General features: G+C 62.6%; 21 protein-coding genes, 1 other RNA gene and 1 pseudogene. 13 read left to right on the top strand and 10 right to left on the bottom strand.

All coding sequences use genetic code 11. The annotated features are described in order from the left end of the window. Positions 1–87 precede the first annotated feature (87 nt). A complete protein-coding gene (locus HNQ36_RS15155) occupies positions 88–714 on the top strand; it encodes a glutathione S-transferase family protein (RefSeq protein ID WP_184086442.1) in 627 nt (208 codons plus the stop codon). A 177-nt stretch (positions 715–891) separates the two neighbouring features. Here the strand turns inward: HNQ36_RS15155 and polA are convergent, their stop codons facing one another. After that, positions 892–3,993, bottom strand: coding sequence for a DNA polymerase I (polA, locus tag HNQ36_RS15150; protein WP_184086440.1), 3,102 nt, complete (start codon positions 3,991–3,993; stop codon positions 892–894). 203 nt (positions 3,994–4,196) lie between these two features. After that, complete coding sequence (locus HNQ36_RS15145) at positions 4,197–5,255, bottom strand: acyltransferase family protein (RefSeq protein WP_184086438.1); 1,059 nt, start codon at positions 5,253–5,255, stop codon at positions 4,197–4,199. Between the two features lie 154 nt (positions 5,256–5,409). Between HNQ36_RS15145 and HNQ36_RS15140 the strand changes: the two genes are divergently transcribed. The 3 genes from HNQ36_RS15140 to HNQ36_RS15130 all read left to right on the top strand — a co-directional run bounded on the left by HNQ36_RS15140 (position 5,410) and on the right by HNQ36_RS15130 (position 10,154). Continuing rightward, positions 5,410–6,720 (top strand): UDP-glucose dehydrogenase family protein, encoded by a 1,311-nt coding sequence (locus HNQ36_RS15140; RefSeq protein WP_184086436.1) that lies wholly within the window; start codon positions 5,410–5,412, stop codon positions 6,718–6,720. Between the two features lie 261 nt (positions 6,721–6,981). Then, positions 6,982–9,453, top strand: a complete 2,472-nt coding sequence (gene hrpB, locus HNQ36_RS15135; protein WP_184087075.1) for an ATP-dependent helicase HrpB — start codon at positions 6,982–6,984, stop codon at positions 9,451–9,453. 161 nt (positions 9,454–9,614) lie between these two features. After that, positions 9,615–10,154 carry a TIGR02281 family clan AA aspartic protease gene (locus HNQ36_RS15130; RefSeq protein WP_184086434.1) on the top strand — a complete coding sequence of 180 codons (540 nt, stop codon included), beginning with the start codon at positions 9,615–9,617 and terminating at the stop codon, positions 10,152–10,154. Positions 10,155–10,168: 14 nt separating this feature from the next. Here HNQ36_RS15130 and HNQ36_RS15125 read toward each other — a convergent pair whose 3' ends face one another. Next, the gene (locus HNQ36_RS15125) at positions 10,169–10,771 is read right to left on the bottom strand and encodes a DUF938 domain-containing protein (RefSeq protein WP_184086432.1); all 603 of its coding nucleotides are present in this window, start codon (positions 10,769–10,771) and stop codon (positions 10,169–10,171) included. Between the two features lie 149 nt (positions 10,772–10,920). Here HNQ36_RS15125 and HNQ36_RS15120 point away from each other — a divergent pair, with 149 nt between their 5' ends. Beyond that, on the top strand, positions 10,921–12,420 hold the full coding sequence (locus HNQ36_RS15120; RefSeq protein ID WP_184086430.1) for a phosphomannomutase/phosphoglucomutase: 1,500 nt from the start codon (positions 10,921–10,923) through the stop codon (positions 12,418–12,420). Positions 12,421–12,485: 65 nt separating this feature from the next. Here HNQ36_RS15120 and HNQ36_RS15115 read toward each other — a convergent pair whose 3' ends face one another. From HNQ36_RS15115 to HNQ36_RS15100, 4 genes are all read right to left on the bottom strand, one after another. Next, complete coding sequence (locus tag HNQ36_RS15115) at positions 12,486–12,995, bottom strand: Lrp/AsnC family transcriptional regulator (RefSeq protein WP_046827832.1); 510 nt, start codon at positions 12,993–12,995, stop codon at positions 12,486–12,488. A 92-nt stretch (positions 12,996–13,087) separates the two neighbouring features. Continuing rightward, positions 13,088–14,038, bottom strand: coding sequence for a PfkB family carbohydrate kinase (locus tag HNQ36_RS15110; RefSeq protein WP_184087073.1), 951 nt, complete (start codon positions 14,036–14,038; stop codon positions 13,088–13,090). An 87-nt stretch (positions 14,039–14,125) separates the two neighbouring features. Next, positions 14,126–15,067 (bottom strand): NAD(+) diphosphatase, encoded by a 942-nt coding sequence (gene nudC, locus HNQ36_RS15105; protein ID WP_046827830.1) that lies wholly within the window; start codon positions 15,065–15,067, stop codon positions 14,126–14,128. Positions 15,068–15,089: 22 nt separating this feature from the next. Next, the gene (locus HNQ36_RS15100; protein WP_184086427.1) at positions 15,090–15,509 is read right to left on the bottom strand and encodes an HIT domain-containing protein; all 420 of its coding nucleotides are present in this window, start codon (positions 15,507–15,509) and stop codon (positions 15,090–15,092) included. Between the two features lie 380 nt (positions 15,510–15,889). Between HNQ36_RS15100 and ffs the strand changes: the two genes are divergently transcribed. The 3 genes and pseudogenes from ffs to HNQ36_RS15085 all read left to right on the top strand — a co-directional run. Further along, positions 15,890–15,986, top strand: an RNA gene (ffs, locus tag HNQ36_RS15095) — signal recognition particle sRNA small type. Between the two features lie 71 nt (positions 15,987–16,057). Then, positions 16,058–17,929, top strand: a complete 1,872-nt coding sequence (locus tag HNQ36_RS15090; RefSeq protein ID WP_184086425.1) for a DNA polymerase III subunit gamma/tau — start codon at positions 16,058–16,060, stop codon at positions 17,927–17,929. A gap of 17 nt (positions 17,930–17,946) precedes the next feature. Further along, positions 17,947–18,273, top strand: a pseudogene (locus HNQ36_RS15085) (YbaB/EbfC family nucleoid-associated protein); the annotation flags it as partial. A gap of 33 nt (positions 18,274–18,306) precedes the next feature. On the opposite strand, the gene HNQ36_RS15080 reads toward HNQ36_RS15085, so the two are convergent. Beyond that, positions 18,307–18,777, bottom strand: a complete 471-nt coding sequence (locus HNQ36_RS15080) for a hypothetical protein (RefSeq protein ID WP_184086423.1) — start codon at positions 18,775–18,777, stop codon at positions 18,307–18,309. 83 nt (positions 18,778–18,860) lie between these two features. On the opposite strand from HNQ36_RS15080, the gene recR reads away from it, so the two are divergent. Both recR and HNQ36_RS15070 read left to right on the top strand, forming a co-directional pair. Next, the gene (gene recR, locus HNQ36_RS15075; protein ID WP_184086420.1) at positions 18,861–19,466 is read left to right on the top strand and encodes a recombination mediator RecR; all 606 of its coding nucleotides are present in this window, start codon (positions 18,861–18,863) and stop codon (positions 19,464–19,466) included. A 36-nt stretch (positions 19,467–19,502) separates the two neighbouring features. Next, positions 19,503–19,913 (top strand): hypothetical protein, encoded by a 411-nt coding sequence (locus HNQ36_RS15070; protein ID WP_184086418.1) that lies wholly within the window; start codon positions 19,503–19,505, stop codon positions 19,911–19,913. Here the strand turns inward: HNQ36_RS15070 and HNQ36_RS15065 are convergent. Together HNQ36_RS15065 and HNQ36_RS15060 are read right to left on the bottom strand one after the other, a co-directional pair. Further along, on the bottom strand, positions 19,910–21,286 hold the full coding sequence (locus HNQ36_RS15065) for an AmpG family muropeptide MFS transporter (RefSeq protein ID WP_184086416.1): 1,377 nt from the start codon (positions 21,284–21,286) through the stop codon (positions 19,910–19,912). The genes HNQ36_RS15070 and HNQ36_RS15065 overlap by 4 nt on opposite strands. A gap of 224 nt (positions 21,287–21,510) precedes the next feature. Next, positions 21,511–22,725 carry a DNA recombination protein RmuC gene (locus tag HNQ36_RS15060; RefSeq protein ID WP_184086414.1) on the bottom strand — a complete coding sequence of 405 codons (1,215 nt, stop codon included), beginning with the start codon at positions 22,723–22,725 and terminating at the stop codon, positions 21,511–21,513. 171 nt (positions 22,726–22,896) lie between these two features. Here HNQ36_RS15060 and def point away from each other — a divergent pair, with 171 nt between their 5' ends. Genes def through HNQ36_RS15045 form a run of 3 tightly spaced genes read left to right on the top strand, consistent with a single transcriptional unit; the run spans position 22,897 to position 24,877 of the window. Further along, on the top strand, positions 22,897–23,412 hold the full coding sequence (gene def, locus HNQ36_RS15055) for a peptide deformylase (RefSeq protein ID WP_184086412.1): 516 nt from the start codon (positions 22,897–22,899) through the stop codon (positions 23,410–23,412). Positions 23,413–23,438: 26 nt separating this feature from the next. Continuing rightward, positions 23,439–24,371, top strand: coding sequence for a methionyl-tRNA formyltransferase (gene fmt, locus HNQ36_RS15050; protein WP_184086410.1), 933 nt, complete (start codon positions 23,439–23,441; stop codon positions 24,369–24,371). Beyond that, a complete protein-coding gene (locus HNQ36_RS15045; RefSeq protein ID WP_184086408.1) occupies positions 24,368–24,877 on the top strand; it encodes a GNAT family N-acetyltransferase in 510 nt (169 codons plus the stop codon). The genes fmt and HNQ36_RS15045 overlap by 4 nt, the downstream gene beginning before the upstream one ends. Positions 24,878–24,879: the final 2 nt, after the last annotated feature.

Here is a 24,879-nt window from a genome sequence, read left to right as displayed (position 1 = left end):
GGAATTGCGGGAATTTATCCTCTGCGGCGTGGACATTCCACAGCGGATCGCCCACCGTCAACAGCGCAAGATCAATAAAGGCAGCAAATGACCATCGACCTTTACACCTGGAATACGCCGAACGGCCGCAAGATCAGCATCGCGCTGGAGGAAATGGGCCTGCCCTACAAGGTGCATCCCATCAACATATCGAAGGACGAGCAGTTCGCGCCGGACTTCCTCAAGATCAGCCCGAACAACAAGATTCCCGCCATCGTCGATCCGGACGGTCCGCACGGCAAGCCGGTCAGCATCTTCGAATCTGGCGCGATCCTCCTGTACCTCGGCGAGAAGACCGGAAAATTCCTGCCCAGGGATCTGGGCGAACGCATTCCGGTGCTGGAATGGCTGATGTGGCAGATGGGCGGCTTCGGGCCGATGCCCGGCCAGGTGCATCATTTCATCGCACTCGAGAACGAGCAGGACCGCCGCTACGGCCTCGAGCGCTTCATGAAGGAAACGCGAAGGCTCTATGCCGTGCTGGACCGGCGTCTTGAGGGGCGCGAATTTGTCGCGGACAAAACCTCGGTGGCCGACTTCGCCATTCTCGGCTGGGCGTGGCGGCACGAGCGTCACAAGGTCGCGCTCGCCGATTTCCCCAACGTGAAGCGCTGGTACGCAACGATGATGGCACGGCCGGGCGTGACGAAGGGGTTTGAGGTGAAACTGGGTTGAGCTTTTCTCTCTCCCCTTGTGGGAGAGGGAAGAAAGAAGATCACGTCGTCCCCGCGAAAGCGGGGACCCATACTCTCTAAGCCAACGGCTCTTTCGACGATCCTCACCACCTTCGGTGGTTATGGGTTCCCGCCCTTCGTGGGGACGACATTTGCAAATAATACGGTGACAGAGGCTCTAATGCGCCTCGTCCCAGTTGTTCGCCGCCCGCGCATCGACCTGCAACGGCACCGACAGCGACACCGCCGGAAACGGCGCGTCCTGCATCACATGCTGGACCACCGGCAAGGTCTTGGCGACTTCATCGTCCGGCACTTCGAAAATCAGTTCGTCGTGCACCTGCAGCAGCATCTGTGCTGACAGTTTCTTCTCGGCGAGCGCGTCTTCCATCCGGATCATGGCGCGGCGGATGATATCGGCGGCGGAGCCTTGCAGGCGCGCGTTGATCGCGGCGCGCTCGTTGAACGAGCGGATCGACGGATTGCTCGCCTTGATGTCCGGGTAGTGGCATTTGCGGCCGAAGATGGTTTCGACATAGCCATGCTCGCGGCAGAAATCGCGCGTCGCATCCATGTAGGCGCGGATACCGGGGAAGCGCTCGAAGTATTTCTTGATATACGCGCCGGCTTCCTCGCGCGGAATGCCGAGCTGGTTGGCGAGGCCGAATGCCGAGATGCCGTAGATGATGCCGAAGTTGATCGCCTTGGCGCGGCGGCGCACCTCACTCGGCATGTCCTTGATCGGCACGCCGAACATTTCCGACGCGGTCATGGCGTGAATGTCCAGCTTGTCCCGGAACGCCTGCTTCAGCGACGGAATGTCCGCGATCTCGGCCAGCAGCCGCAGTTCAATTTGAGAATAGTCCGCCGAGACCAGCTTGTAGCCTTTGGCGGCGATGAAGGCCTTGCGGATCTTGCGGCCGTCCTCTGTGCGCACCGGAATATTCTGAAGGTTCGGCTCGTTGGACGACAGCCGGCCCGTGGTAGTCGCGGCCAGTGCGTAGGTCGTGTGCACGCGATGGGTCTGCGGATTGACGTATTCCGGCAGTGAATCCGTGTAGGTCGATTTCAGCTTGGTGACCTGCCGCCATTCCAGAACATGTTTCGGAAATTCATGTCCGGCCTCCGCCAGTTCGTCGAGGATCTGCGCGGAGGTGGACCATGCGCCGGTTTTGGTTTTCGCGCCGCCCGGAAGACCCATCTTGCCGAACATGATGTCGCCGAGTTGCTTCGGGCTACCCGGATTGATCGGCTCGCCCGCCATTTTCTGAATATCTGCTTCGACGCGCGCGGCGGTCTGCGCGAACTCGCCGGACAGACGCGACAATACTTGTCTGTCGATGGAAATGCCGCGCCGCTCCATGCGCGCGAGCACGGACACCAGCGGGCGCTCCAGCGTCTCGTAGACGGTGTTGACGCGATACGCCATCAGGCGCGGCTTCAGCACGCGCCAGAGCCGCAGTACGATGTCGGCGCGCTCGGCGGCGTATTCGGTGGCCTTGTCGACCTGCACCTGATCGAAAACGATGCGGTTCTTGCCAGTGCCGGTCAGCTCTGTGAAGCCGATGGCCTTGTGGCCGAACCAGCTCTCGGCCAGCGACTCCTGATCGTGCTTGGCGCGGCCCGCATCGAGCACGTAGGAAATCAGGATGGTGTCGTCGATGGGAGCCATCTCGATGCCGTGCTGTGCCAGCACCACGGTATCGAACTTCAGATCGTGGCCGATTTTGAGAACACCGACATCCGTCAGCAGCGGCTTGAGCGCGGCGAGCGCGTCAGCAGCCTTAATCTGATCCGATGCCAGTCCGCCGGCGAACAGTCCCGAGCCGTCGCCGGGCTTGGTGTGCGCCAGCGGTACATAGCAGGCCTCACCGACGCCGGTGGCCAGCGAGATGCCGCAGATCTCCGCCTGCATCGGGTCGGCGCTGGAGGTCTCCACCGTCACGGCAACCTGGCCGATGTCGAAGGCGCGCGCGATCCGCCGCTGCAATTCGTCGAGGGTTTTGATCGTCGCGTAGGCGGCGCGATTGAATTTGGCGCTGCGCGCTTCCGCGGCGCGGGCATCGGCCAGCGCCTTTGGCGTCTGAGGTCCCGCGCCATTGGTTGCGGATTGCTTCGGCTGCGGCGTCGATCCCGCCCACTGGCCGGCGTTGGACGTTCCGCCCGATGTCCCTTTGGCAAACAGGTCAGGCTCGCCGCCCAGCGGCAGTGTGGCCGGTGATGAAGCCGCGACATCGGCGGGTGCGAACGCGCTCTTCATGCCGGCATCGGCTTCGACATCCGACGGATCGATCTGCGCATACTCGGCGACGCGACGCGTCAGCGTCGAGAATTCCATCGCCTTGAGAAATGAGATCAGCTTGCGTGAATCCGGTTCGTGCACGGCGAGATCATCCAGCGGCACATCGAGCGGCACACGGTCGTCGAGTTGAACGAGTTTCTTCGAGATGCGCGCCTTCTCGGCGTGCTCGATCAGCGCCTCGCGCCGTTTCGGCTGCTTGATCTCTGGGGCGCGCTTGAGCAGCGTTTCGAGGTCGCCGTATTCGGTGATGAGCTGCGCCGCGGTCTTGATGCCGATCCCCGGCACGCCTGGCACGTTGTCAACCGAGTCACCCGCCAGCGCCTGCACCTCGACCACTTTTTCGGGTGGTACGCCGAATTTCTCGATCACTTCGGGAATGCCGATGCGGCGATCCTTCATGGTGTCGTACATCGACACGCAATCGGTCACGAGCTGCATCAGATCCTTGTCGCTGGAGACGATGGTTGCGGTCGCGCCGCGTTCGCAGGCTTCGCGCACATAAGTGGCGATCAGGTCGTCGGCCTCGAAGCCGGACTGTTCGAGGCACGGCAGATCGAACGCGCGCACTGCCTCGCGGATCAGCGCGAACTGCGGAATGAGGTCATCGGGCGCGGGCGGCCGCTGCGCCTTGTACTCGGGATAGAGTTCGTTGCGGAACGTGACCTCGGACTTGTCGAAGATGATGGCGAGGTGGGTTGGCCGGTTGTCCGGCGGCATGTCGCGCATCAGCTTCCACAGCATGTTGCAGAAGCCGAGCACGGCGTTGACCTGCAGGCCGTCGGACTTGCGGTTCAGCGGCGGCAGCGCGTGGTAGGCGCGGAAGATGTAGCCCGAGCCGTCCACCAGAAAGACGTGGTCGCCCTTGGCGGGGGCGTTGGCCGCAGGAGCCGTCGTCGCCGCAGTTTTGGCGGCGGGCTCTTTGACAGCGGCGGGTTTCGCGGCGGGTGATTTCGCGGGGGATGCGGGCTTTTTCGGCATGGCCGCAACTTAAGGATTTTGGCTGCGAATAACACCCCTTTGGAAGGTAGATGCACACTGGATTCTTGGCGAGGGCAGTCCAAAACCTGCGTCGTCCCCGCGAAAGCGGGGACCCATAGCCACAGAACACTATGAGAATCGCTTCAGGAACCGCTCGCTCAGGGAGTATGGGTCCCCGCCTTCGCGGGGACGACATCGTGGATTTATTCCGCCGCCTGCAGGGCCGGGCGCTTTTGCTTCGGCGCGATCCAGAACATGGCGGGCCGTTCGAACAGGAAGTTGAGCCCAGCGCGTTTCGCGCCCCACCACATCAAAAGCGCGCCGAGCACGCCCGCGATGGTGTCGATCAGCGAGATCATGCCGATGTCCGCAATGATGCCCGTCTTCAGCAACACAACGCGCGTGATTGCCATCGGCAGGAAGAACGCCAGATAGATCACGATGGAGTGTTCGCCGAAGTAACGCAGGAAGCCGAGCCAGTTGGCGCGGGCGAGCAATGTGCCGGTGACGATGACGGCGCAGGCGCCGGCAAATCCGAGCGCCAGCGAAATCACCGGGCGGTCGCCGAAGCCTGCGAACACCAGAACGCCATTGATCAGCGCCCATGCCGCAAGGCCGGCCAGTGCGAGGCTTGGCTTGTCGCGTGCACGATCGGCCAGCGCGAATACATAGTTCGCGAACAGGTAGCCGGAATAGAAATAGACGAAGCGCGCGGCGAATTCGTCGATCACGGTCCAGCCGGTGGCGATATGCGCGGCCTCAAGCAATGCGGCGATCAGCCAGATCAGCGCTGCGGGGATGCGCAGCGTGGCTTTGGTCACCACGAAGAACACCGGTAGCAGGTAGATGAACCACAGCGTGCCGAACGGCTCGATGAAAGATTGCAGATACATGACACCGACATGGCTCCAGCCCTGCTCGGCGGCGAAGCCGGGGGCCTTGAAGCCGAACTGGATGGTGACCCACAGCACGTAGAAGTAGGCGAAATGGACCACCTTGCGGTCCAGATAGGTGCGCCAGTCGCGGTCGATCACCCGTGCCAGGAACAGCCCTGAAATCAGGAAGAAATCCGGCATCCGGAACGGCTTTGCGAACTCGACGAACAGGTGCATGAAACCCTGCTTGCCTGCGGCCGCCTCGACGCCCAGCGTCGAATGCATCATCACCACCATGATGATGCAGATGCCCTTGGCATAGTCGACCCAGTCGATCCGCTCGGAGGCGGGGGACAGGAGCGCGCCGGATGTGCCGTTGTTGCTCATCGTGTCTCGTTTCGGTCCAACTGCGCGCCATCATGGGGCGCATGGGTTTCTTTCTCCTTTATTCATACAAATGTTGTGCCCACTTCACGCGGAATTGCGCTAAAAGCCCCCGCGACAACAACATCGTTAATTTGCGTCCTGGGTGGGTAAATACATGCGGATTGCCATGATCGGCACAGGCTATGTGGGGCTGGTGTCCGGGGCCTGTTTCGCGGATTTCGGCCATCGCGTGACCTGCGTCGATACCGATGCCGGCAAGATCGCCGCCCTTAACCGCGGCGAAATTCCGATTTTCGAGCCCGATCTGGACCGGCTGGTGGCCGCCTCCGTGAGCGCCGGGCGGCTCGATTTCACCACCGATCTGGCCGGCCCGGTCGGTGAGGCGGACGCCGTGTTCATCGCGGTCGGCACGCCGTCGCGGCGCGGCGACGGCCACGCCGACCTGACCTATGTGCATGCTGCGGCCCGCGAGATCGCCAAGGCTCTGCAGGGCTTCACGGTGGTCGTGACCAAATCTACGGTGCCGGTCGGCACCGGCGACGAGGTCGAGCGCATCATCCGCGAAACCAATCCACAGGCCGACGTCGCCGTCGCGTCCAATCCTGAATTCCTGCGCGAGGGTGCGGCGATCCGCGACTTCAAGCATCCGGACCGCATCGTGGTCGGAACGTCGGACGAGCGTGCGCGCAAGGTTCTCGGCGAGGTCTATCGCCCGCTGTATCTCAATCAGGCGCCGATCATGTACACCGAGCGGCGGACGGCGGAGCTGATCAAGTACGCCGCCAACGCATTTCTCGCGACCAAGATCACCTTCATCAACGAAATGGCGGATCTGTCGGAGAAGGTCGGCGCCGATGTGCAGGAGGTTGCGCGCGGCATCGGGCTCGACAATCGCATCGGTCCGAAGTTTCTCAACGCTGGTCCCGGTTTCGGCGGCTCGTGCTTTCCGAAGGACACCCGCGCGCTGGTGAAGACCGCGCTGGATCACGATGTGCCGCTGCGCATCGTCGAAGCCGTGCTCGCGGTCAACGACAATCGCAAGCGTGCAATGGCGCGCAAGGTTTCCAACGCGCTCGGCGGTAATCTGCGCGGCAAGACCATCGGTTTGCTGGGTCTCACCTTCAAGCCGGACACCGACGACATGCGCGAGGCTCCGTCGATCCCGCTGGTCACCGGACTGCTCGACCTTGGCGCGAAGGTGCGCGCCTACGATCCGGCGGGCATGGAACAGGCCAAGACCGAACTGCCGGATATCACGTACTGCGAAGATCCTTATGCGGTCGCCAAGGATGCCGATGCGCTGGTGATCGTCACCGAGTGGCGGCAGTTTCGCGCCCTCGATCTGAAGCGGCTGAAGCGTGAGATGGCGACGCCCGTGATGATCGACCTGCGCAATATCTATCGCCGCGACGAGATGGAAGAATTGGGCTTCACCTATGAGAGCGTCGGGCGCGGGGCGGTTTGAACGCTGCTCTCTTAAAAGATCCTTGCGTTTCATTTTCGATGTCGTCCCCGCGAAGGCGGGGACCCATAACCCCTGAATTCACAGTGTTATCGTTGCGTGCTTCGAACGCATCGGCCATCAACGCTGAACGATCACGTTGGGAGCATGGGCCCCGCCTTCGCGGGGACGACGCAGAAATTTTTGCAAATGCCGACGGACTAAATGCGCAGCAAGACGTGGATGGCCGGGACAAGCCCGGCCATGACGCATTATAGAAACAGCATGAACTTCTCCACACCTCTTCCCATCGATGCGGTTCTCGATCAACTGACATCGACGCTCGCACGCAGCAGCACCGCCGTGCTGGTCGCGCCGCCCGGTGCGGGCAAGACCACGCGCGTGCCGCTGGCGCTGCTGGACGCGGATTGGGTTGGAACGAAAAAGATCATCGTGCTGGAGCCGCGCCGGATAGCGGCGCGCGCCGCCGCCGAGCGCATGGCGCACACATTGGGCGAACGCGTCGGTGAGACCGTCGGCTATCGTGTGCGTTTCGGTTCGAAAGTCTCGCGCGCGACGCGGATCGAAGTGGTCACCGAGGGCATCTTCACCCGGCAGATTCTCGACGATCCGGAATTATCCGGCGTCGCCGCGGTGCTGTTCGACGAATTCCACGAACGCTCGCTTGATGCGGATCTGGGCCTTGCGTTGGCGCGCGATGCGCAAATCGGACTGCGCGAGGATCTGCGCATCCTGGTGATGTCGGCGACACTCGATGGCGCGCGGGTGGCGAAGCTGCTCGGCGATGCGCCGGTGATCGCCAGCGAAGGCCGCGCGTTTCCGGTCGACACGCGCTACCTCGGCCGCAAGCCGGATGTTCAGATCGAACGGCAGATGGCGGATGCCATCGGCATGGCGCTGCATGCCAACAACGGATCGGTGCTGGCGTTTCTGCCGGGTGCCGCCGAAATTCGCCGTACCCAGACATTTCTTAGCGAGCGCGTCAGCGATCCCAACACCGAGATCGTGCCGCTGTTCGGCGCGCTCGATGCGACCGTGCAGGATCGCGCGATTTCGCCGCCGCCTAGGGGACAGCGCAAGGTGGTGCTGGCGACGTCGATTGCGGAGACGTCGCTGACGATTGAGGGCGTGCGGATCGTGGTCGATTCCGGCATGGCGCGGGTGCCGCGCTATGAGCCGGATATCGGTCTCACGCGGCTGGAAACCGTCCGCGCCTCGCGCGCCGCCGTTGATCAGCGCCGAGGACGTGCAGGCCGCACCGAGCCCGGCATCTGTTACCGGCTGTGGGACGAGCCGCAGACTGCGTCGTTGGAGGCCTATACGCGGCCGGAGATTCTCTCGGCTGATTTGTCGTCGCTGGTGCTGGACCTCGCCCATTGGGGCGCGAGCGATCCATCGGCGCTGGCATTTCTCGATTCCCCACCGCTCCCGGCGCTGACCGAGGCGCGTGCGCTGCTGCGCGAACTGAACGCGCTTGATGAGACCGGCCGGATCACGCCTGAAGGCAACAGCCTGCGCGCGTTGGCGCTGCCGCCGCGCCTTGCACGCATGATCGTGGATTCGCATCGGCTGGGTTCTGGTGAGGAGGCCGCGTTGATCGCCGCGATTCTCACTGAACGCGGGCTTGGCGGCGACAGCGCCGATCTTGATGCACGACTGGATCAATTCCGCCGCGACCGTTCGCAGCGCGCGCAAGCCGCGCGGCAGCTCGTAGAGCGCTGGGCCAGGCAGGTGGCGGCGAATGAGCCGTTCGATGTGACGGATCGCTCGCTCTCCACGGGGCTCATGCTCGCGCTGGCCTTTCCTGATCGCGTCGCGCGCAATCGCGGCAACGGCTCCTTCGTGCTGGCCAACGGACGCGGCGCGAGCGTTGAACAAACATCGGCGCTGGCGAAATCGCCTTACATCGCCGTCGCAGAACTGACCGGCACGGCGGCGAACGGACGTATCCTGCTGGCGGCGCCGATCACGCAGGGCGAGATCGAGGCGCAGTTCGCCGATCACATCCAGACCGACGACGAGATCACGTTCGACAGGTCCGCGATGGCGCTGCGGGCGCGGCGCAGGAAGAAGCTCCACGCGATCACGCTCTCGGAGCAAACCCTACAGGTCTCGCCCTCGGCGGACACCGCGCGCGTGTTGGCCGACGGTCTTGTCGCTTTGGGGCTGGATCGGTTGCCATGGTCGAAGCCGCTCAAGCAATGGCGCGACCGCGTGATGTTTCTGCGTGCGGCGTCGCCTGAAGACTGGCCTGATCTCTCCAACAACGCGCTGGCAGATACACGCAGCGAATGGCTCGTGCCTGTTCTGTTCGACAAGACCTCGTTGGCGAATTTTTCCGCCGGCGACCTGTCCGATGCGCTGATGAATCTGCTGCCATGGGAATTGCGCGCGCGGCTCGACCGCGAAGCGCCGACGCACTTTGAGGCGCCGACGGGAACGTTGCTGCCGATCGACTATGAAGCCGAGCAGGGGCCGACCATTGCGGTTCGGTTGCAGGAACTGTTCGGGCTCAACGTGCACCCGTCGATCGCGAAGGGGAAGATTCCGCTGGTGCTCGAACTGCTGTCTCCCGCGCATCGCCCGGTGCAAGTGACGCGCGATCTGCCGGGCTTCTGGCGCGGGTCCTATGCAGCCGTTCGCTCCGATTTGCGCGGACGCTACCCGCGTCATCCCTGGCCGGAAGATCCGGCGTCCGCGCTACCCACCCGCCGGGTCAAGCCGCGCGGGACGTAAAGCCGCCCTTCGGGGCGGTTCCTGAGGCGCGCTTAATACTTCCCTCACCCTTATCTCGGAAAAAGCCCTCTTTGCCGGGACCGGACGGTCAGCTTTCGGCCCATTGTGATGTGGTTCCCATAAGCTTTGGCGCGGGACCGGTGAGTACAGGCGTATGCGTTATGCGTAGCATCATGATTCTGGCGGCCATTCTGATCGTGTTCGGCACGTCCATGGCGAAAGTCGCGGACACCATCACCACCGAGAAGGCGCAGGCCAAGGCGGTCGACAAGGCCAAGGCCATGAACGCTTTCGCGTCGGTGCAGCCGATAACCACCGGCAATGCCGGCCTCCGCAGTTTCACCATTCCGCGCGACAGCCGCGGCCATTTCCAGACCGAAGGCCGTGTCGATGGCCGCCGGCTGGGCTTCATGGTCGATACTGGCGCGTCGGTGATCGCGCTGAACGAATCGTCGGCGGCGGAAATCGGTGTCCGGCCGCGGCCCAGCGACTACACCGCGAATGTTTCCACCGCCAACGGATCGATCAAGGCCGCTCGCACGCGACTTGCGATGGTCGACATCGGCGGGCTTGTCGTGCGCGATGTCGATGCGCTGGTGCTGCCCGACGAGGCGCTCTCGGAAAACCTGCTCGGCCTGTCGTTCCTGTCGAAGCTCAGGCGCTATGAATTCGCCGGCAGCAAGCTGGTGATGGAGCAGTAAGCTTCGCTTTCGGATCACACCCGCCGGAACACCACACTCAGGTTGTTCGCCGGCATTTCGGTGACCACCGGCCCTGAGAATCCCACCGACCGCGCCAGATCAGCGACTATTTCCAGATCGCGCAAACCCCATTCTTCGTTCCGTGCCTTGAGACTTGCATCGAACGCCTCGTTGCTCGGTGCGGTGACGACACCAGCGCGCCGGTAAGGCCCGTACAGATACAGCGGCGCGCCGCCGGGCAGCAATTTCGCTGCGCCATGAAACAGGCCCTCCGTCGCCCGCCACGGCGCGATGTGAATCATGTTGATGCAGAGAACAGCATTCGCCGCGGTCACCGGCCAGCGCTCTGACAATGCATCCAGCATCACCGGCGGCCGCACGTTGGCGAGGCCGCTGTCCAGCGTCCACGCCTGTATGCTTTGCAGGGCGGCTTCCTCGGGATCGGAGGGCTGAAATGTCAGGCCGGGAAACGCCCGTGCGAAATGCACGATATGCTCGCCCGATCCGCTGGCAATCTCGAGCACTAGTCCGGACGCCGGCAGCACGCCGCGCAGCACATCAAGAATGGCGTCGCGGTTGCGCAAGGTGGCGGGATACTCAAGGCGGCGGTCGGTCATGCGTATCCGATCTGAATGAAAGCTGCACGGGTTAGCTGCCAATATGCCGCAATTCGTTCGTAAATGCTTGGCTCCCGCCTTTCCACGGTTCCAAGCATTCGCTAAAGCTGCTGGATATCGCCCGCCCGCATTGTCACGAGGCCATCTGAATGTTTCCGAAGCCGAAGCCCGAACTCGTTCCCAATACCTATGCCTACGAATCAGAGCCGATGGTGAAGGCGACCGGCTTCCGCGAATACGATGCGCGCTGGCTGTTCGGGAAAGAAATCAACCTGATGGGCATTCAGGCGCTGGGCATGGGCCTCGGCACCCTGATCGGCGAGATGGGACAAAAGCAGGAGATCGTCACCGCGCACGACTTCCGCAGCTACTCGGCCTCGATCAAGTATGCGCTGATCTCGGGCCTGCTGGCGTCCGGCTGCAAGGTGCATGACATCGGCCTCGCAGTGACGCCGATGGCGTATTTTGCGCAGTTCGAACTCGACGTGCCTTGCGTCGCCATGGTTACCGCCTCGCACAACGACAACGGCTGGACCGGCGTGAAAATGGGTGCGAACCGCCCGCTGACCTTCGGGCCGGATGAAATGAATCGCCTCAAGGAAATCGTGCTCAACGCCGATTTCAAGCTCAAGCCCGCGGGCTCGTATCACTTCGTCGAGAATTTTCCGGCGCGCTATATCGCCGATCTGACCAAGCGCCCCAAACTCAAGCGCAAGCTGAAGGTTGTGGTCGCCTGCGGCAACGGCACCGCGGGCGCGTTCTCGCCGCAGGTGATGGAAGCGATCGGCTGCGAGGTCATTCGCCTCGATACGGAACTGGATCACACCTTCCCGAAATACAATCCGAATCCCGAAGATATGGAAATGCTGCACGCGATCCGCGATGCGGTGCTTGAGCACAAGGCCGATGTCGGTCTCGGATTTGACGGTGACGGTGACCGCTGCGGCGTGGTCGACAACACCGGCGAGGAAATCTTCGCCGACAAGGTCGGCGTGATGCTGGCGCGCGACATGTCCGCGATCCACAAGAACGCGCAGTTCGTGGTCGACGTGAAGTCCACCGGCCTGTTCGTGACCGATCCAGTTTTGCAGAAGCAGGGCGCACACACGACCTACTGGAAGACCGGCCATTCCTACATGAAGCGCCGCACCCACGAGCTGAAGGCGCTGGCGGGGTTCGAGAAGTCGGGCCACTTTTTCTTCAATGCGCCGATCGGACGCGGCTATGACGATGGCCTCGTTTCCGCGATCGCGATCTGCGACATGCTGGACCACGCCGCCGGCAAGACCATGGCGGATCTGAAGGACGCGTTGCCGAAAACCTGGTCGTCGCCGACCATGTCGCCGCACTGCTCGGACGAGACCAAGTACGGCATCGTCACGCAGGTCGTGAAGCATTTCGAGGATTTGAAGGCGAAGGGTGCCAAGGTCGCCGGTCAGCCGATCCGCGATCTGGTCACGGTCAACGGCGTGCGCGTCACCTGCGAGGACGGCAGCTGGGGGCTGGTGCGCGCCTCGAGCAACAAGCCCGAGCTTGTGGTCGTGGTCGAGAGCCCGGTCTCCGAACAGCGCATGCGCGACATGTTCGAGGCGATGGATTCGGTGCTGCGCGCCCATCCGGAAGTCGGCGAGTACAATCAGAAGATCTGAGACCGATAAAATGCTCAGGCCGTCTCCGCCTTCGCGGAGACGGCCTGATTTCATTTAGCAGATGACTACGCCGCGCTGATTGCAGGCACCGGCAGCGCCGTGACCGACTTGATCTTCTCCATCGCGAAGCGCGAGGTGACGTTCTTCAATGCCACTGCGCTGATAAGCTTCTTGTAGAAAATGTCGTAGCTCTGCATGTCGGCGACGACCACGCGCAGCATATAGTCGACGTCGCCCGCCATGCGATAGAACTCCATCACTTCAGGCATGGCGCTGACGGCGTCAGCGAATTTCTTCAGCCAGGCGTCGGAATGATCGCCGCTTTCCACCGACACGAACACCGAAATTCCGAGGCCGATTTTGTTCTGATCGACCAGTGCCACGCGGCGCAGGATGATGCCCTCGGCTTCCATGCGCTGGATGCGCTTCCAGCACGGCGTCGAGGACAGCCCGACCCGGTCGCCGATTTCGGCCACCGACAGCGAGGCGTCGTCCTGGAGCACGGTCAGAATTTTGCGGTCGATGGCGTCAAGGCGGCGCGGGGCGTCAGCGATGACAACGGCGGCGTCGGACATGAAAAGAACTTTCTTCCATAATTGAGGATTGAAACCCTCATATATAGAAAATTCTTCTCAGACAAGCCCAAATCCGGGCCTTTAGAGAGCCTCTATACCATCGCCTCGACCGGGTTAGATGATAAAAACTCTTCAACTTCAATGCGTTGCGGGGAGCCAAAGGCCCCGCCGAAGCGCGTGCATTTGAGTGCAGCCGTGGCCGAGGCGAAACGCATGGCCGCTTCCAGCGCAAGGCCTTCGGCGATCGCCAGGGTGAACGCGCCATGGAAGGCGTCGCCCGCGCCCAGCGTATCCACGGTATGGACCGGGAAAGCCGGCATCTGCTTTGGCTCACCCTGCTGGTCGAGCCAGATTACCCCCTTGGAGCCTGAGGTGACGCCGAGCAATGCCGGCGTCACCTTTGCGATCTTGCGCAGCGCTGTCACGTCGTCGCTTTCGCCGGCGGTGGCGTGCAGCGCTTCCGCGGAAAAGATGATGTGCGACGACACCTGCAACAGGCCTTCGCGCATCGACATCATGCGGTCGCCGTCGACGACAACGGGGATGCCGCGGCGATGCGCTTCGGCGCACACATCGGTCCCGAATTCCGCACACCGGCTCTCGATCAGAATGGCGTCGCAGTCCGCGAGCAGTGTGTCCGATGGCGGCAGCGCCACGGTCCACAGTTTCGGATCGCGGAAAGTGGCGATGGTGCGTTCTCCGCTCGGATCGATCAGGACGCTGGAGATCGGCGTGACCACATCATTGACGACCACGAGGCCGCTGGTGTCGATGCCCTCACTCCTGAATTGATCCTCGATGGTGGCATTGCTCGCAGCAAGCGCACCGCCGATCGGCCCTGAGAGCAGAACGCGCCCACCGAGTCGCGAAATCGAAATCGCGGCGTTGGGCGAATTGCCGCCGGCGACCTCAACGAACTCGCTGGCATACTCCTTCTGTCCGCGCGCCGGAACTTCCGGTACGCGGAAAATCAGATCGCGCACCGGCATGCCGATGCAGACAATCCGTGGTGATTTTTTGCGTGCTTGATTGTGGATATTCACTGACACTGCGCCTCGCCCGAAATGGCCGTGACCAAGACAATCGATGACACGCGATGCGGTTCCCGTTCAAGGGAACCGTCAGGAATTTCAAGCTGTTTCCGCGAGCCAGTTCGCCAGAAGGTGGTGCGCGATTGCGACCGGATGAGGGCCTGTCATGCCCTCGGGATGGGTCTTGGCGAGCATCTTCACGGCCTCGTCCCGGCTAAACCAGCGTGCATCTTCAAGCTCGGTTTTGTCGACGACGATGTCCGTGGTGGTGGCGCGCGCGGTGCAGCCGATCATCAGCGATGACGGATAAGGCCACGGCTGCGTCATGTAGTAGCGCACGTCGGTGCAGTGGATGCCGGCCTCTTCCAGAATCTCGCGCTGTACCGCGTTCTCGATGGTTTCCGCCGCTTCGACGAAACCCGCAAGGCACGACCACATGGTCGGTGGAAACTGTGACTGTCGCCCCATCAGGCACTTGTCACCCGCTGTGACCAGCATGATCACGACCGGATCGGTGCGCGGAAAATGCTCGGTCTTGCAGGTGGGACATACGCGCTTCCAGCCGCCGTCCGCCATGGCCGAGCGCGCACCGCAATTGGCGCAGAAGCCGTGGCGCTGATGCCAACTCACCAGCGACTTTGCCATCGCAATCGTGGAGAGCTCGCGCGCCGGTATAGCTCCGCTTGCGGCGACGGCGCGCAGGTTTTCCACGCCGACATCCTGACGGCCCATCAGGTCCTCGGCGGCTGTGGCGCTGATGCCCATGCCGAAAATCGCCGCACCCTCGTGCAGGCCGAGAAAGATGGTGCCGGGATTGGCGCCGAACTTCTGCGCTTCTTCCAGCGTCAGCAATGCGCGGGGACCATCGGCGCCAAGGGTGACCACGAGCGAATCGCGATGCACCACATAGGCTCGCGCGTTGCGATGGGTTTCCAGTGCGAACAGTTTTTCGGCGTCGGTGCGGACATGCGCCGCACGGTCGATCGGGTGCGACACGAAGCCCGGTTGTCCGAGCGGAAAGGGATCATTTTTTGTTGTCATTGATTGTCAGCTCTATGAAAAATTAGCTTAGCCAGATCTTGCGGCGAAGCGCGGCGATGAGTGCTTCAATTTCCTGCGGATCGTGGGCCAATGGCGGCACCACGCCCCAGACCGGCCGCGGCCACGCCGCGTCCGAGGTCCGGCGTGCAATGATATGAACATGCAACTGCGGAACGACATTGCCCAGCGCCGCGATGTTCATCTTGTCGGGCTTGGTGACCTCCTTCAGCACGCGTGCGACGCGGTTGATCTCGGTCATCAGCTGCGCCTGTTCGACCTCATTCAAATCGATGATCTCGATGATGTCCGCGCGGCGCGGCACCAGCAGCAGCCACGGATAGTTCGCATCCTTGATGACGAGCACACGCGACAGCGGCAGATCGCCGATGTTGATGGTGTCTTTTTCGAGGGTGGAATGGAGCGACCAGGCGGAAGAGGACATTTGGATTCTCTGGTGATCCGGTTCTGACATTCGTATCAAATCCTTCGCGGGCACCTTTACGAATGTCAGAACCAAAGGATCACCAGCAATTATAATTTGCCAGTGTCCTTCGTATCCGACGTTCGCTCGAGATGTCCCGGATAATAAAGCGAACGTCGGATACGGGACACTGGCGGGTTCCCGTAATTTTGCAGAGTGCGGGGTTGCAAACAACACCTGTCATGCCCGGCTTTGCGCGGGGCATCCATGTCTTTGTTCCACCGGGGTGGGATCTGCGGCCGCCGGGCCCGGAAGCCGCCGATTTCATCAGCCGTAACAACATGGTGCGAAGGTCCGCCACGCGCTTGCTTTCCTGCGGTTTTGGCCCCAAATAGGGACCGGGAGATTGGCGGTGGACGAGCCACTCGCCAACCGGGTCAGGTCCGGAAGGAAGCAGCCCTAACGAGGTCCGGATCGGGTCGCTCGTCAGTCTCCTACCTCTCTTTTTCGTGCGTCCGCAGCGGCGCAACGCGCGCCTAATGCTAGCGTGCTCAATCGCGGATCGATTGATGACCGATGCTGACATTGCCGGCGCGACTGCGGACGATCAGCCGGGTTTTGCACTCGGCGGAGCGCCAGCCCCATCGACAGGTTCGGGGTCTGGCTATCGCGTGCTCGCGCGCAAATATCGTCCCGGCACATTCGAGGATCTGATCGGCCAGGAAGCGATGGTTCGCACCATCTCGAATTCGTTCGAGGCGGGGCGCGTTCCGCAGGCCTGGATTCTCACCGGCGTTCGCGGCGTCGGCAAGACCACGACCGCGCGCATTCTCGCCCGCGCGCTGAATTACGAATTGCCCGACGGGTCGGTCAAAGGGCCGACCATCCACATGCCGAAGATGGGCGTGCATTGCCAGGCGATCATGGAAAGCCGGCATATCGACATCCTCGAGATGGACGCTGCCTCACATACCGGTATCGACGACGTGCGTCAGATCACCGACGGCGTGCGCTATGCGCCTTCGAGTGCGCGCTACAAGGTCTACATCATCGACGAAGTCCACATGCTCTCGGAGAAGGCGTTCAACGCCTTCCTGAAGACTCTGGAAGAGCCGCCCGAGCACGCCAAGTTCGTGTTCGCCACCACCGAAATCCGTAAAGTTCCGGTGACGGTGCTGTCGCGCTGCCAGCGTTTCGATCTCAGGCGCGTCGAATCCGATGTGCTGATGGCGCATCTGGCGAGCATTGCGGATAAGGAAGGCGTCAAGACCGAACCCGAGGCGCTGGGTCTGATCGCGCGCGCCGCCGAGGGCTCGGTGCGCGATTCGCTGTCGCTGTTCGATCAGGCGATCGCACATGCCGCGGGCATGGTGCGCGCCGAGGACGTCCGGCAGATGCTGGGCCTCGCCGATCGCACCCGCGTGATCGATCTGTTCCAGTCGCTGGCGAGCGGCGATATCGCCGCAGCCTTCAAGGAATTCCGCGATCAGTATGACACCGGCGCCGATCCGGTGGTGGTGCTCAGCGATCTCGCCGAGTTCGTCAACTTCGTCACCCGCGTGAAGGTCGTGCCGGCGACGGCGGACAATCTGGCGCTAGGCGAAACCGAACGCACGCGCGGACGCGATTTCGCGGCCAAGCTCTCGATGCGGGTGCTGTCGCGGATGTGGCAGATGCTGCTCAAGGGTATTGCCGAAGTGCAGGCGGCGACACGGCCGCAGGCTGCGGCCGAAATGGTGCTGGTGCGCATTGCCTACGTGTCCGATCTGCCAACGCCGGATGAGGCGATCAAGATGATCGATGCCAATGGCGGCGGGTCGCCCACGTTTGGCGGTAATGTTGTCGGCAACAGCGCCCCGCGGGGGCCATCAGCGACGCTGCCGTCAGGTGGCGATGACGGTTCGCAATTGCGCGCGGTGGCATCCAGCACGCGCCCCGCGCTCGATACCTCGCCGCGTCCACAGATGAGCGCTCCTGCGCCCGCACCTGTTGCGGTGGAGGCTGCGCCGGTGCTGCGGCTGAACACGTTCGCTGAACTCGTCGCTCTGACCGGCGAAAAACGCGATTTGCAGATCAAGTCCGCGCTGGAAGCCGACATGCGGCTGGTGCGCATGGAAGACGGCAGGCTCGAAGTCTCTTTGGAACGCAGCGCCGCGCGCTCCGTTGTCAATGAGTTGTCGCGCAAGCTCGAGCAGTGGACCGGGCGGCGCTGGACCGTGATCGTGTCTAACGAGGCCGGTCAGCCGACGCTGCGCGCGCAGGCGCAGGCGGCGAAGGAAAAACTCACCGATGGCGTTCATGCCGACCCGCGCGTGCAGGCGGTGATGGCGAAATTCCCGGGCACGCAGGTGATCGATGTGCGGCGCATCGCGCCGGATACCGGCTCGGGCGCGGATGACTCCGGACCCGTCGCCGCGGCCGAAGAAGACGACGATCTCTAACTCAATTCGATAAAGGACCGTTCATGGCTGATTTTCTCGGCATGATGAAACAGGCGGCGCAACTTCAGTCCAAGATGAAAGCGCTGCAGGACGAACTCGAAACCATCGAGGTCGAAGGCACCTCCGGCGGTGGGTTGATCAGCGTTCGCATGACCGCCAAAGGCGAAGTGAAGGCCGTGAAAATCGATCCGTCGCTGGTGAAAGCGGACGAGCGCGAGATTCTCGAAGACCTGCTGGTGACGGCGCATAACGATGCGCGGCGCAAGGCCGAAGCTGCCATGCAGGAAAAGATGCAGACACTGACCGGCGGCCTCGGCCTGCCGCCGGGATTGGGTCTCGGCTGATAAAATCGAGGACGACCGGGACGCAGGCGCGGGTTACGAAGGAGCTGCGCTGCTTGGTTTGGCCGTCCGATAAATGCCAACGAAAAGCAGAACCGTAAAACCCGCGAGTAAGGACACAAACCGGACCCAGTCATCGAGAAACGACCAGTAGCTCCAGTATCCCCATGCCACCGTGAAGATGCCACCGAAGATCAATCCTGTACCGATCACGTTGAGGGTGAGATAAGCGCCAATGAGGATAGCGCCCACACCTAACGGCGTTGCTGCGATAGCCAGCACGCGGGCGAATTCCCTAGCTGCGGCATTGTATTTTTCTTGCTGCTGTCGCTGCTGGTCGAAGTGTTCTTTTCGCTCGTCTGGTGTGGCGGTAGGAGCCAACGGCGGCCTCGTTGTCACGAAGTTCTGTAGCTTGGGGATGGGATGAAATGTAGCCACGCCATAATAGACAAGTAACGGTAAAATAACTGCGATGCCGAAGCCGATCGCGATCTGGCGCGCTAACATCTAACCCTCCACCCCACTGGCCGGTACAGCTATACTGCGGTCGCCGGTCTTTATCCATAACTTGCTGCGAGCCGTAAGTACCCATGCCCACTGCCGTCGCCGGCCCCGAAATCGAACGTCTCATCCAGCTGCTGGCGCGGCTGCCGGGGCTTGGCCCGCGCTCGGCGCGGCGCGCGGCGCTGCATCTGATCAAGAAGCGCGAAGCCCTGATGACGCCGCTGTCGTCGGCTCTGCAAGTGGCGATTGAGAAGATTCAGGTCTGCAACACCTGCGGCAATATCGATACGCAGAATCCCTGCACGGTCTGCACCGATACACGGCGCGATCCCTCGATCATCGTCGTGGTGGCGGATGTCGCTGATCTTTGGGCGCTCGAACGCGCTCATGCCACAAATGGTTTTTATCACGTGCTCGGCGCGACGCTGTCGCCGCTCGATGGCGTCGGTCCGCAGGACCTGACCATCGACGCGCTGGTCCAGCGCGCGCTCGACCCGCGGGTCACCGAAATCATTCTCGCACTCAATGCAACAGTCGATGGCCAGACCACCGCGCACTACATCACCGACCTGTTGCAGGATGCCAACGTCAAGGTCACACGGCTGGCGCATGGCGTGCCGGTCGGCGGCGAGCTTGATTATCTCGATGAAGGAACCTTGTCGGCTGCCATGCGGCAGCGGACGCTGTTCTGATCTACCTTGAAACTGATTTCACAAAATGGAAGCCGCATGATTCTCCGCCTGTTCGCGAATGTGCCCGCAATGCTTGCCGCGGGCTGCCTTGCTGTTCTGATGTCCTCCAGTGCGTTTGCGCAGCAGAAGGCCAAGCCGATCAACACCGGCGAGGTGTTGTCGGGCCAACTGACCGCGATGCGCTCCGGTCCGAAGAAAAAGCGCGTCATTACGTATCAATTGACCAGCGAACCGCGGCGGCTGCCGGGGCCAACCGGCCTGTGCAATCTGGAAACCGGTCCTGAAACGTTTCAGATCGTGACCAGCAGCGACGCCGAGGCAGCGGCTTTAAAGCCCTTTATCGGCAAGAGCATTGCACTGAAGGCCAATGAGATGGCCTGTGCGCAGGCCGCCGGGCAGCTGAGCGACGCCATCGTCTCCAAGTGGAGCGTCGTGACCAAGCACTAAGCGTCGGCTGGAACGGCGTCGCGCCGTCTCAATGTGTCGAAATGCCCGCGTCGCTGCAGCCACGCCAGCAGGATCAGGCTCGGCACCGCGACCAGTACGCTGAGCACGAAGAACGCCGGCCAGCCGGTCGCCTGCGCGACATAGCCAGCGCCGGCTGAGAGATATGTCCGGCCGATCGCCGCGAACGCGGTCAGCAGCGCATACTGGGTCGCGGTATGCAGCGGGCTCTGGCACAGCGATGACAGATAAGCGACGAAAATCACCGTGCCGATCGCGCCGGTGAAATTCTCCACCGTGATCGCAAGCGCCAGCGCCCATTGGTTCAACCCGACATAAGCCAGCCACGCGAAGGCGAGATTCGAGATCGCCTGAAGCACGCCGCCGGTCCACAGGCACGCCTCGAGCGACCATGCGCGCGCCAGGAATCCGCCGGCAAACCCGCCGACCAGTGTTGCGGCCAGCCCGACGCCCTTGACGATGGCGGCGTAGTCATTGCGGGTGAAACCGAGATCGATCACGAACGGCGCGGTCATGGTGCCGGAAAACGAGTCGGTGAACTTGTAGAGAATGACAAATGCAAGAACCGCCCAGACGTCCTTGCGGGTCAGAAATTCGGTGAACGCTCCGACAGCAGCGCCAATGACGCGAGTGAGGGCGCTCTCGCCGCTGGTGGCTTCCGCGGCGCGGCGCGATTGCTCCGGCTCGGTGGCGACCAGTGCGGCGATCATGCCGATCAGCACCATCGCCGCCATCGCGATATAGCCCCACATCCAGGCGATCGATTTGGTCAGGCCGGTGGCTTCAAATCCGCTGACCAGAAACAGCGCGCCCGCCGTCGAGATCAGCATGCCGACACGATAGGCCGCGACATAGGCCGCCATGCCGGCGGCCTGCTCGCTCTCCGGCAGGCTCTCGACGCGGAAGGCATCGACCACGATGTCCTGCGTGGCGGACGCCGCAGCCACCAGCAACGCGCCGAGCGCGACATAGAACGGCGATTTCGCCGGATCGGTCACGGCGAGCAACATGATCGCTGCGATCAGCAGCAACTGTGCGAACACCAGCCAGCCGCGCCTGCGTCCCAGCCACTTCGTCAGCAGCGGCACATGCAGCGCATCCACCAGCGGCGCCCAGAGGAATTTCAGCGTGTAGGGCGTGCCGACCAGGGCGAACAGGCCGATGGTGCCGAGATCGACGCCGGATTCCCGCATCCACACCAGCAGCGTCGAGCCGGACAGCGCGAGCGGCAGGCCTGACGAGAAGCCGAGCACCAGCACGATCAGCACGCGTGGCTGCAGATACACCGCCCACGCCTCGCGCCACGAGGCGCGGGGGCTGGCTGCGGATTGTTTGACGGTCTCAGGCGCTGTCATGGGGGAGGTGTTAGCAGATTCGGGCCGCTTCTCCCTCTCCCCGTTCTTACGGGGAGAGGGTTGGGGTGAGGGGCGAAGTCACGAAGAAGCCCCTCACCCGACGCCTTCGCTGCGCTCAGACGTCGACCTCTCCGAGAGGTGAAGAAAGCGCGTGATCTTTCCCCGCCTGCGCGGGGGACGACATCGTATATGTCGCGAGTCCAGCAGCAGGATGGCGGAAGGGACTACTCCCCCGCCTGCAATTTGCGGAGCGGATGAGTGGGAAACAGATCGGAACCGCTGGACGCAACGACGCGCGGCGTCTCAGCGGGCTCGCTGGCTTTGCTGAAATCCAGTTCCTCGATACGGCCGGCGCGCTTTTCGATCTTGTCGGCGGAAATCAGGATCTGCCGCACGTCCTCGTTCACATTGCCGAAATCTTTCTGCAGCTTGACGACGCGCTCGCGCAGCCGGGCGAGATCGTCCGACATATGCATGACTTCGGTGCGGATCTGGTCGGCGGCGTCGCGCATCCGCGCGTCCTTCAGGATCTGCTGCATCACCTGGATCGCCAGCATCAGCAGCGACGGCGACACCAGCACGATGCGTGCGCGGTAGGCTTTCTGGATCACGTCATCGAAACCGTCGTGAATCTCGGCGTAGACTGACTCCGACGGCACAAACATCAGCGCCGTGTCCTGCGTCTCGCCGGGGATCAGGTATTTGTCGGCAATATCCGTGACGTGTTTCATCACGTCCTGCCGCAGCCGCTGGGTGGCGTATTTCTTCTCTTCGTCGCTGCGCGCATCGCGCAGCGATGTGACAGCCTCCAGCGGGAATTTCGCATCGACACACAGCGGCCGCTGGTCGGGCAGGAATATCACGCAGTCCGGGCGCTTGTTGTTGGACAGCGTGTGCTGGAACGCGAAAGAGCCCTTCGGCATGCCGTCCTGTACGATGGCTTCCATCCGCGCCTGACCGAACGCGCCGCGCGATTGTTTGTTGGCGAGCACGTCGCGCAGCGTCGTCACCTGCGAGGTGAGGTCGGTGAGATTCTTGTGCGCGTTGTCAATAATGCCGAGGCGTTCGTGCAGCACGCGCAGGCTGTCCATGGTGTTGCGCGTGGTCTGTTCCATCGACTGGCCGACGCGGTGGGTCACCGAATCCAGCCGCTCGTTGACGGCGCGAGCCATCTCGGCCTGGCGCCCGACCAGCGCCTGTCCCATCTCCTGAACGCGGCCGGTGGATTCACTCTGCAGGCGCAGCACCTCGGCCAACCGCTCCTCAAGCTCGTCGGCGCGCACGGCCTGCGCCATGGCGGCCTCAGCGCCTTTGCGGCCGGAGCGGGCGATGATAATGGCGATGGTCAGCAGCAGAAGCAGAGCCAGCGCCCCGAATGCGATGAGGGCGGCGCTCATGCGGACCGGCACATCGCCAGCAATGAAAAGGATATCGTTCATGCCGCCTTTGTAACCCGATTCGGCATCAGGCGCGAACGAATAGGGAACATAAATGGTTAACAACTCCCTGATTTTTATGGTTAATCGCTGGTTAACAGCTTGCCGGCCCGGTCAACCGCCTGACGCCACAACGGGTTTGACCGCGGCGGGCGCTCCCATTACATCGCGCCCATGGCCAATCGTGACATCATCATTCTCCCCGACAAGCAGCTGCGGCTGATCTCCAAGCCGGTCGAAAAGATCACGCCGGAGATCCGGGCGCTCGCCGACGACATGTTCGAAACCATGTACGAGGCGCCGGGCATCGGTCTCGCCGCGATCCAGATCGCGGTGCCGTTGCGGCTGATCACCATGGACCTCTCCAAAAAGGAGGGGGAGAAGGAGCCGCGCGTCTTCATCAATCCGGAAATCCTGTCGTCGTCCGAGGAACTCTCGGTCTACGAAGAGGGTTGCCTGTCGATCCCGGAATACTATGAAGAGGTCGAGCGACCGGCGCGGGTGCGCGTGCGCTTCATGGATATCGACGGCAAGATCCACGAGGAGGATGCCGACGGGCTTTATGCCACCTGCATCCAGCACGAGATCGATCACCTCAACGGCGTGCTGTTTGTGGACTATCTCTCCAAGCTCAAGCGCGACCGCGTGATGAAGAAGTTCACCAAGGCCGCCAAGCTCGCGGCGAAATAAATCCAGTCGCCGAAAGCGATTTTTGCATGCCGCTTCGTCTGATCTTCATGGGCACGCCGGACTTCGCGGTGCCGACGCTGCTGATGCTCGCGGACCATGGTCACGAGATCGCGGCGGTGTATACGCGCGCGCCGAAGCCGGCCGGCCGCGGCATGAAACTGCAGGCGACGCCGGTGGAGCAGGCCGCGCGCCAGCTCGGCATCCCTGTTTTAACGCCAAAGACCTTGAGGACTCCGGAAGCCGAAGCGGAGTTTCGCGCGTACAACGCCGACGCGGCAGTGGTGGTCGCTTACGGCATGATCCTGCCGCAGAACATTCTGGAAGCCGTGCCGCTTGGCTGTTTCAACTTGCATGGGTCCTTGCTGCCGCGCTGGCGCGGTGCCGCGCCGATCCAGCGCGCGATCATGTCCGGCGATGCCGAGAGCGGCGTCATGATCATGAAGATGGATGCCGGGCTGGACACCGGCGACGTCGCGATGGCCGAACGCCTGCTGATTGCCGACACCATGACCGCGCAGGATCTGCACGATGCGCTTGCGCCGCTCGGCGCGGACCTGATGGTGCGCGCGATGGGCGGGCTGTCACGCGGCGGCCTGCAACTGACGAAGCAGAGCGAGCAGGGCGTCACTTACGCCGCGAAAATCGACAAGGCCGAGGCGCGGATCGACTGGACCAAGTCCGCGCGCGAGGTGCTGCGCCACTGTCATGGCCTGTCGCCGTTTCCCGGCGCATGGTTCGAGGTTGCTATCGACGGCGAGCCGGTGCGCATCAAGGTGTTGCGCTGTGAACTGGCGAAGGGCTCGGGTGCGCCGGGCGATCTGCTGGACGACAAGCTCACAGTCGCCTGCGGCGACGGTGCGATCCGGATTCTGGAATTGCAGCGCGCCGGGAAACCACCGATGAAAGCCGATGCCTTTCTGAACGGCACGCCGCTCAAGCCGCCGGCACGGGCGCAATGATTGTTCGCCCGGAAACAGCCGGCGATATTGTGGCGATCGGCAACGTCATTCGCCGCGCGTTCGGGAGCCGCAACGAAGCCTGTGAGGAAGCTAATCTGGTGGAGCACCTGCGCCGCGACAACGATCTGGTGCTGTCGCTGGTGGCGGAGCAGGACGGACAGCTTGTCGGTCATGTCGGATTTTCGCGGTTGTGGATCATTCAAGGCGCGCGCCGCATTTCCGGCATCAGCCTCGCGCCGCTGGCGGTGATGCCGGATCATCAGCGCAACGGAGTAGGCCGCATGCTGGTCGAGGCGGGACATACGCACCTTCGCGAGGCCGGCGAGACCATCGTCTTCGTGCTGGGTGATCCGGATTACTATGGCCGTTTTGGCTTTTCGCTGTCGGCAGCGGCGACGTTCGATTGCCAATATGCAGGGCCGCATTTTCAGGCGCTGCGGCTTGCATCGTCTGCGCCCGACGCGGGATCCGTCGAGTATGCTCCCGCCTTCAACGATCTGGGCTGACC

It is taken from the genome of Afipia massiliensis (assembly GCF_014203115.1).
Taxonomy (GTDB): domain Bacteria; phylum Pseudomonadota; class Alphaproteobacteria; order Rhizobiales; family Xanthobacteraceae; genus Afipia; species Afipia massiliensis.
This window is presented reverse-complemented; position numbering and strand designations above follow the sequence as displayed.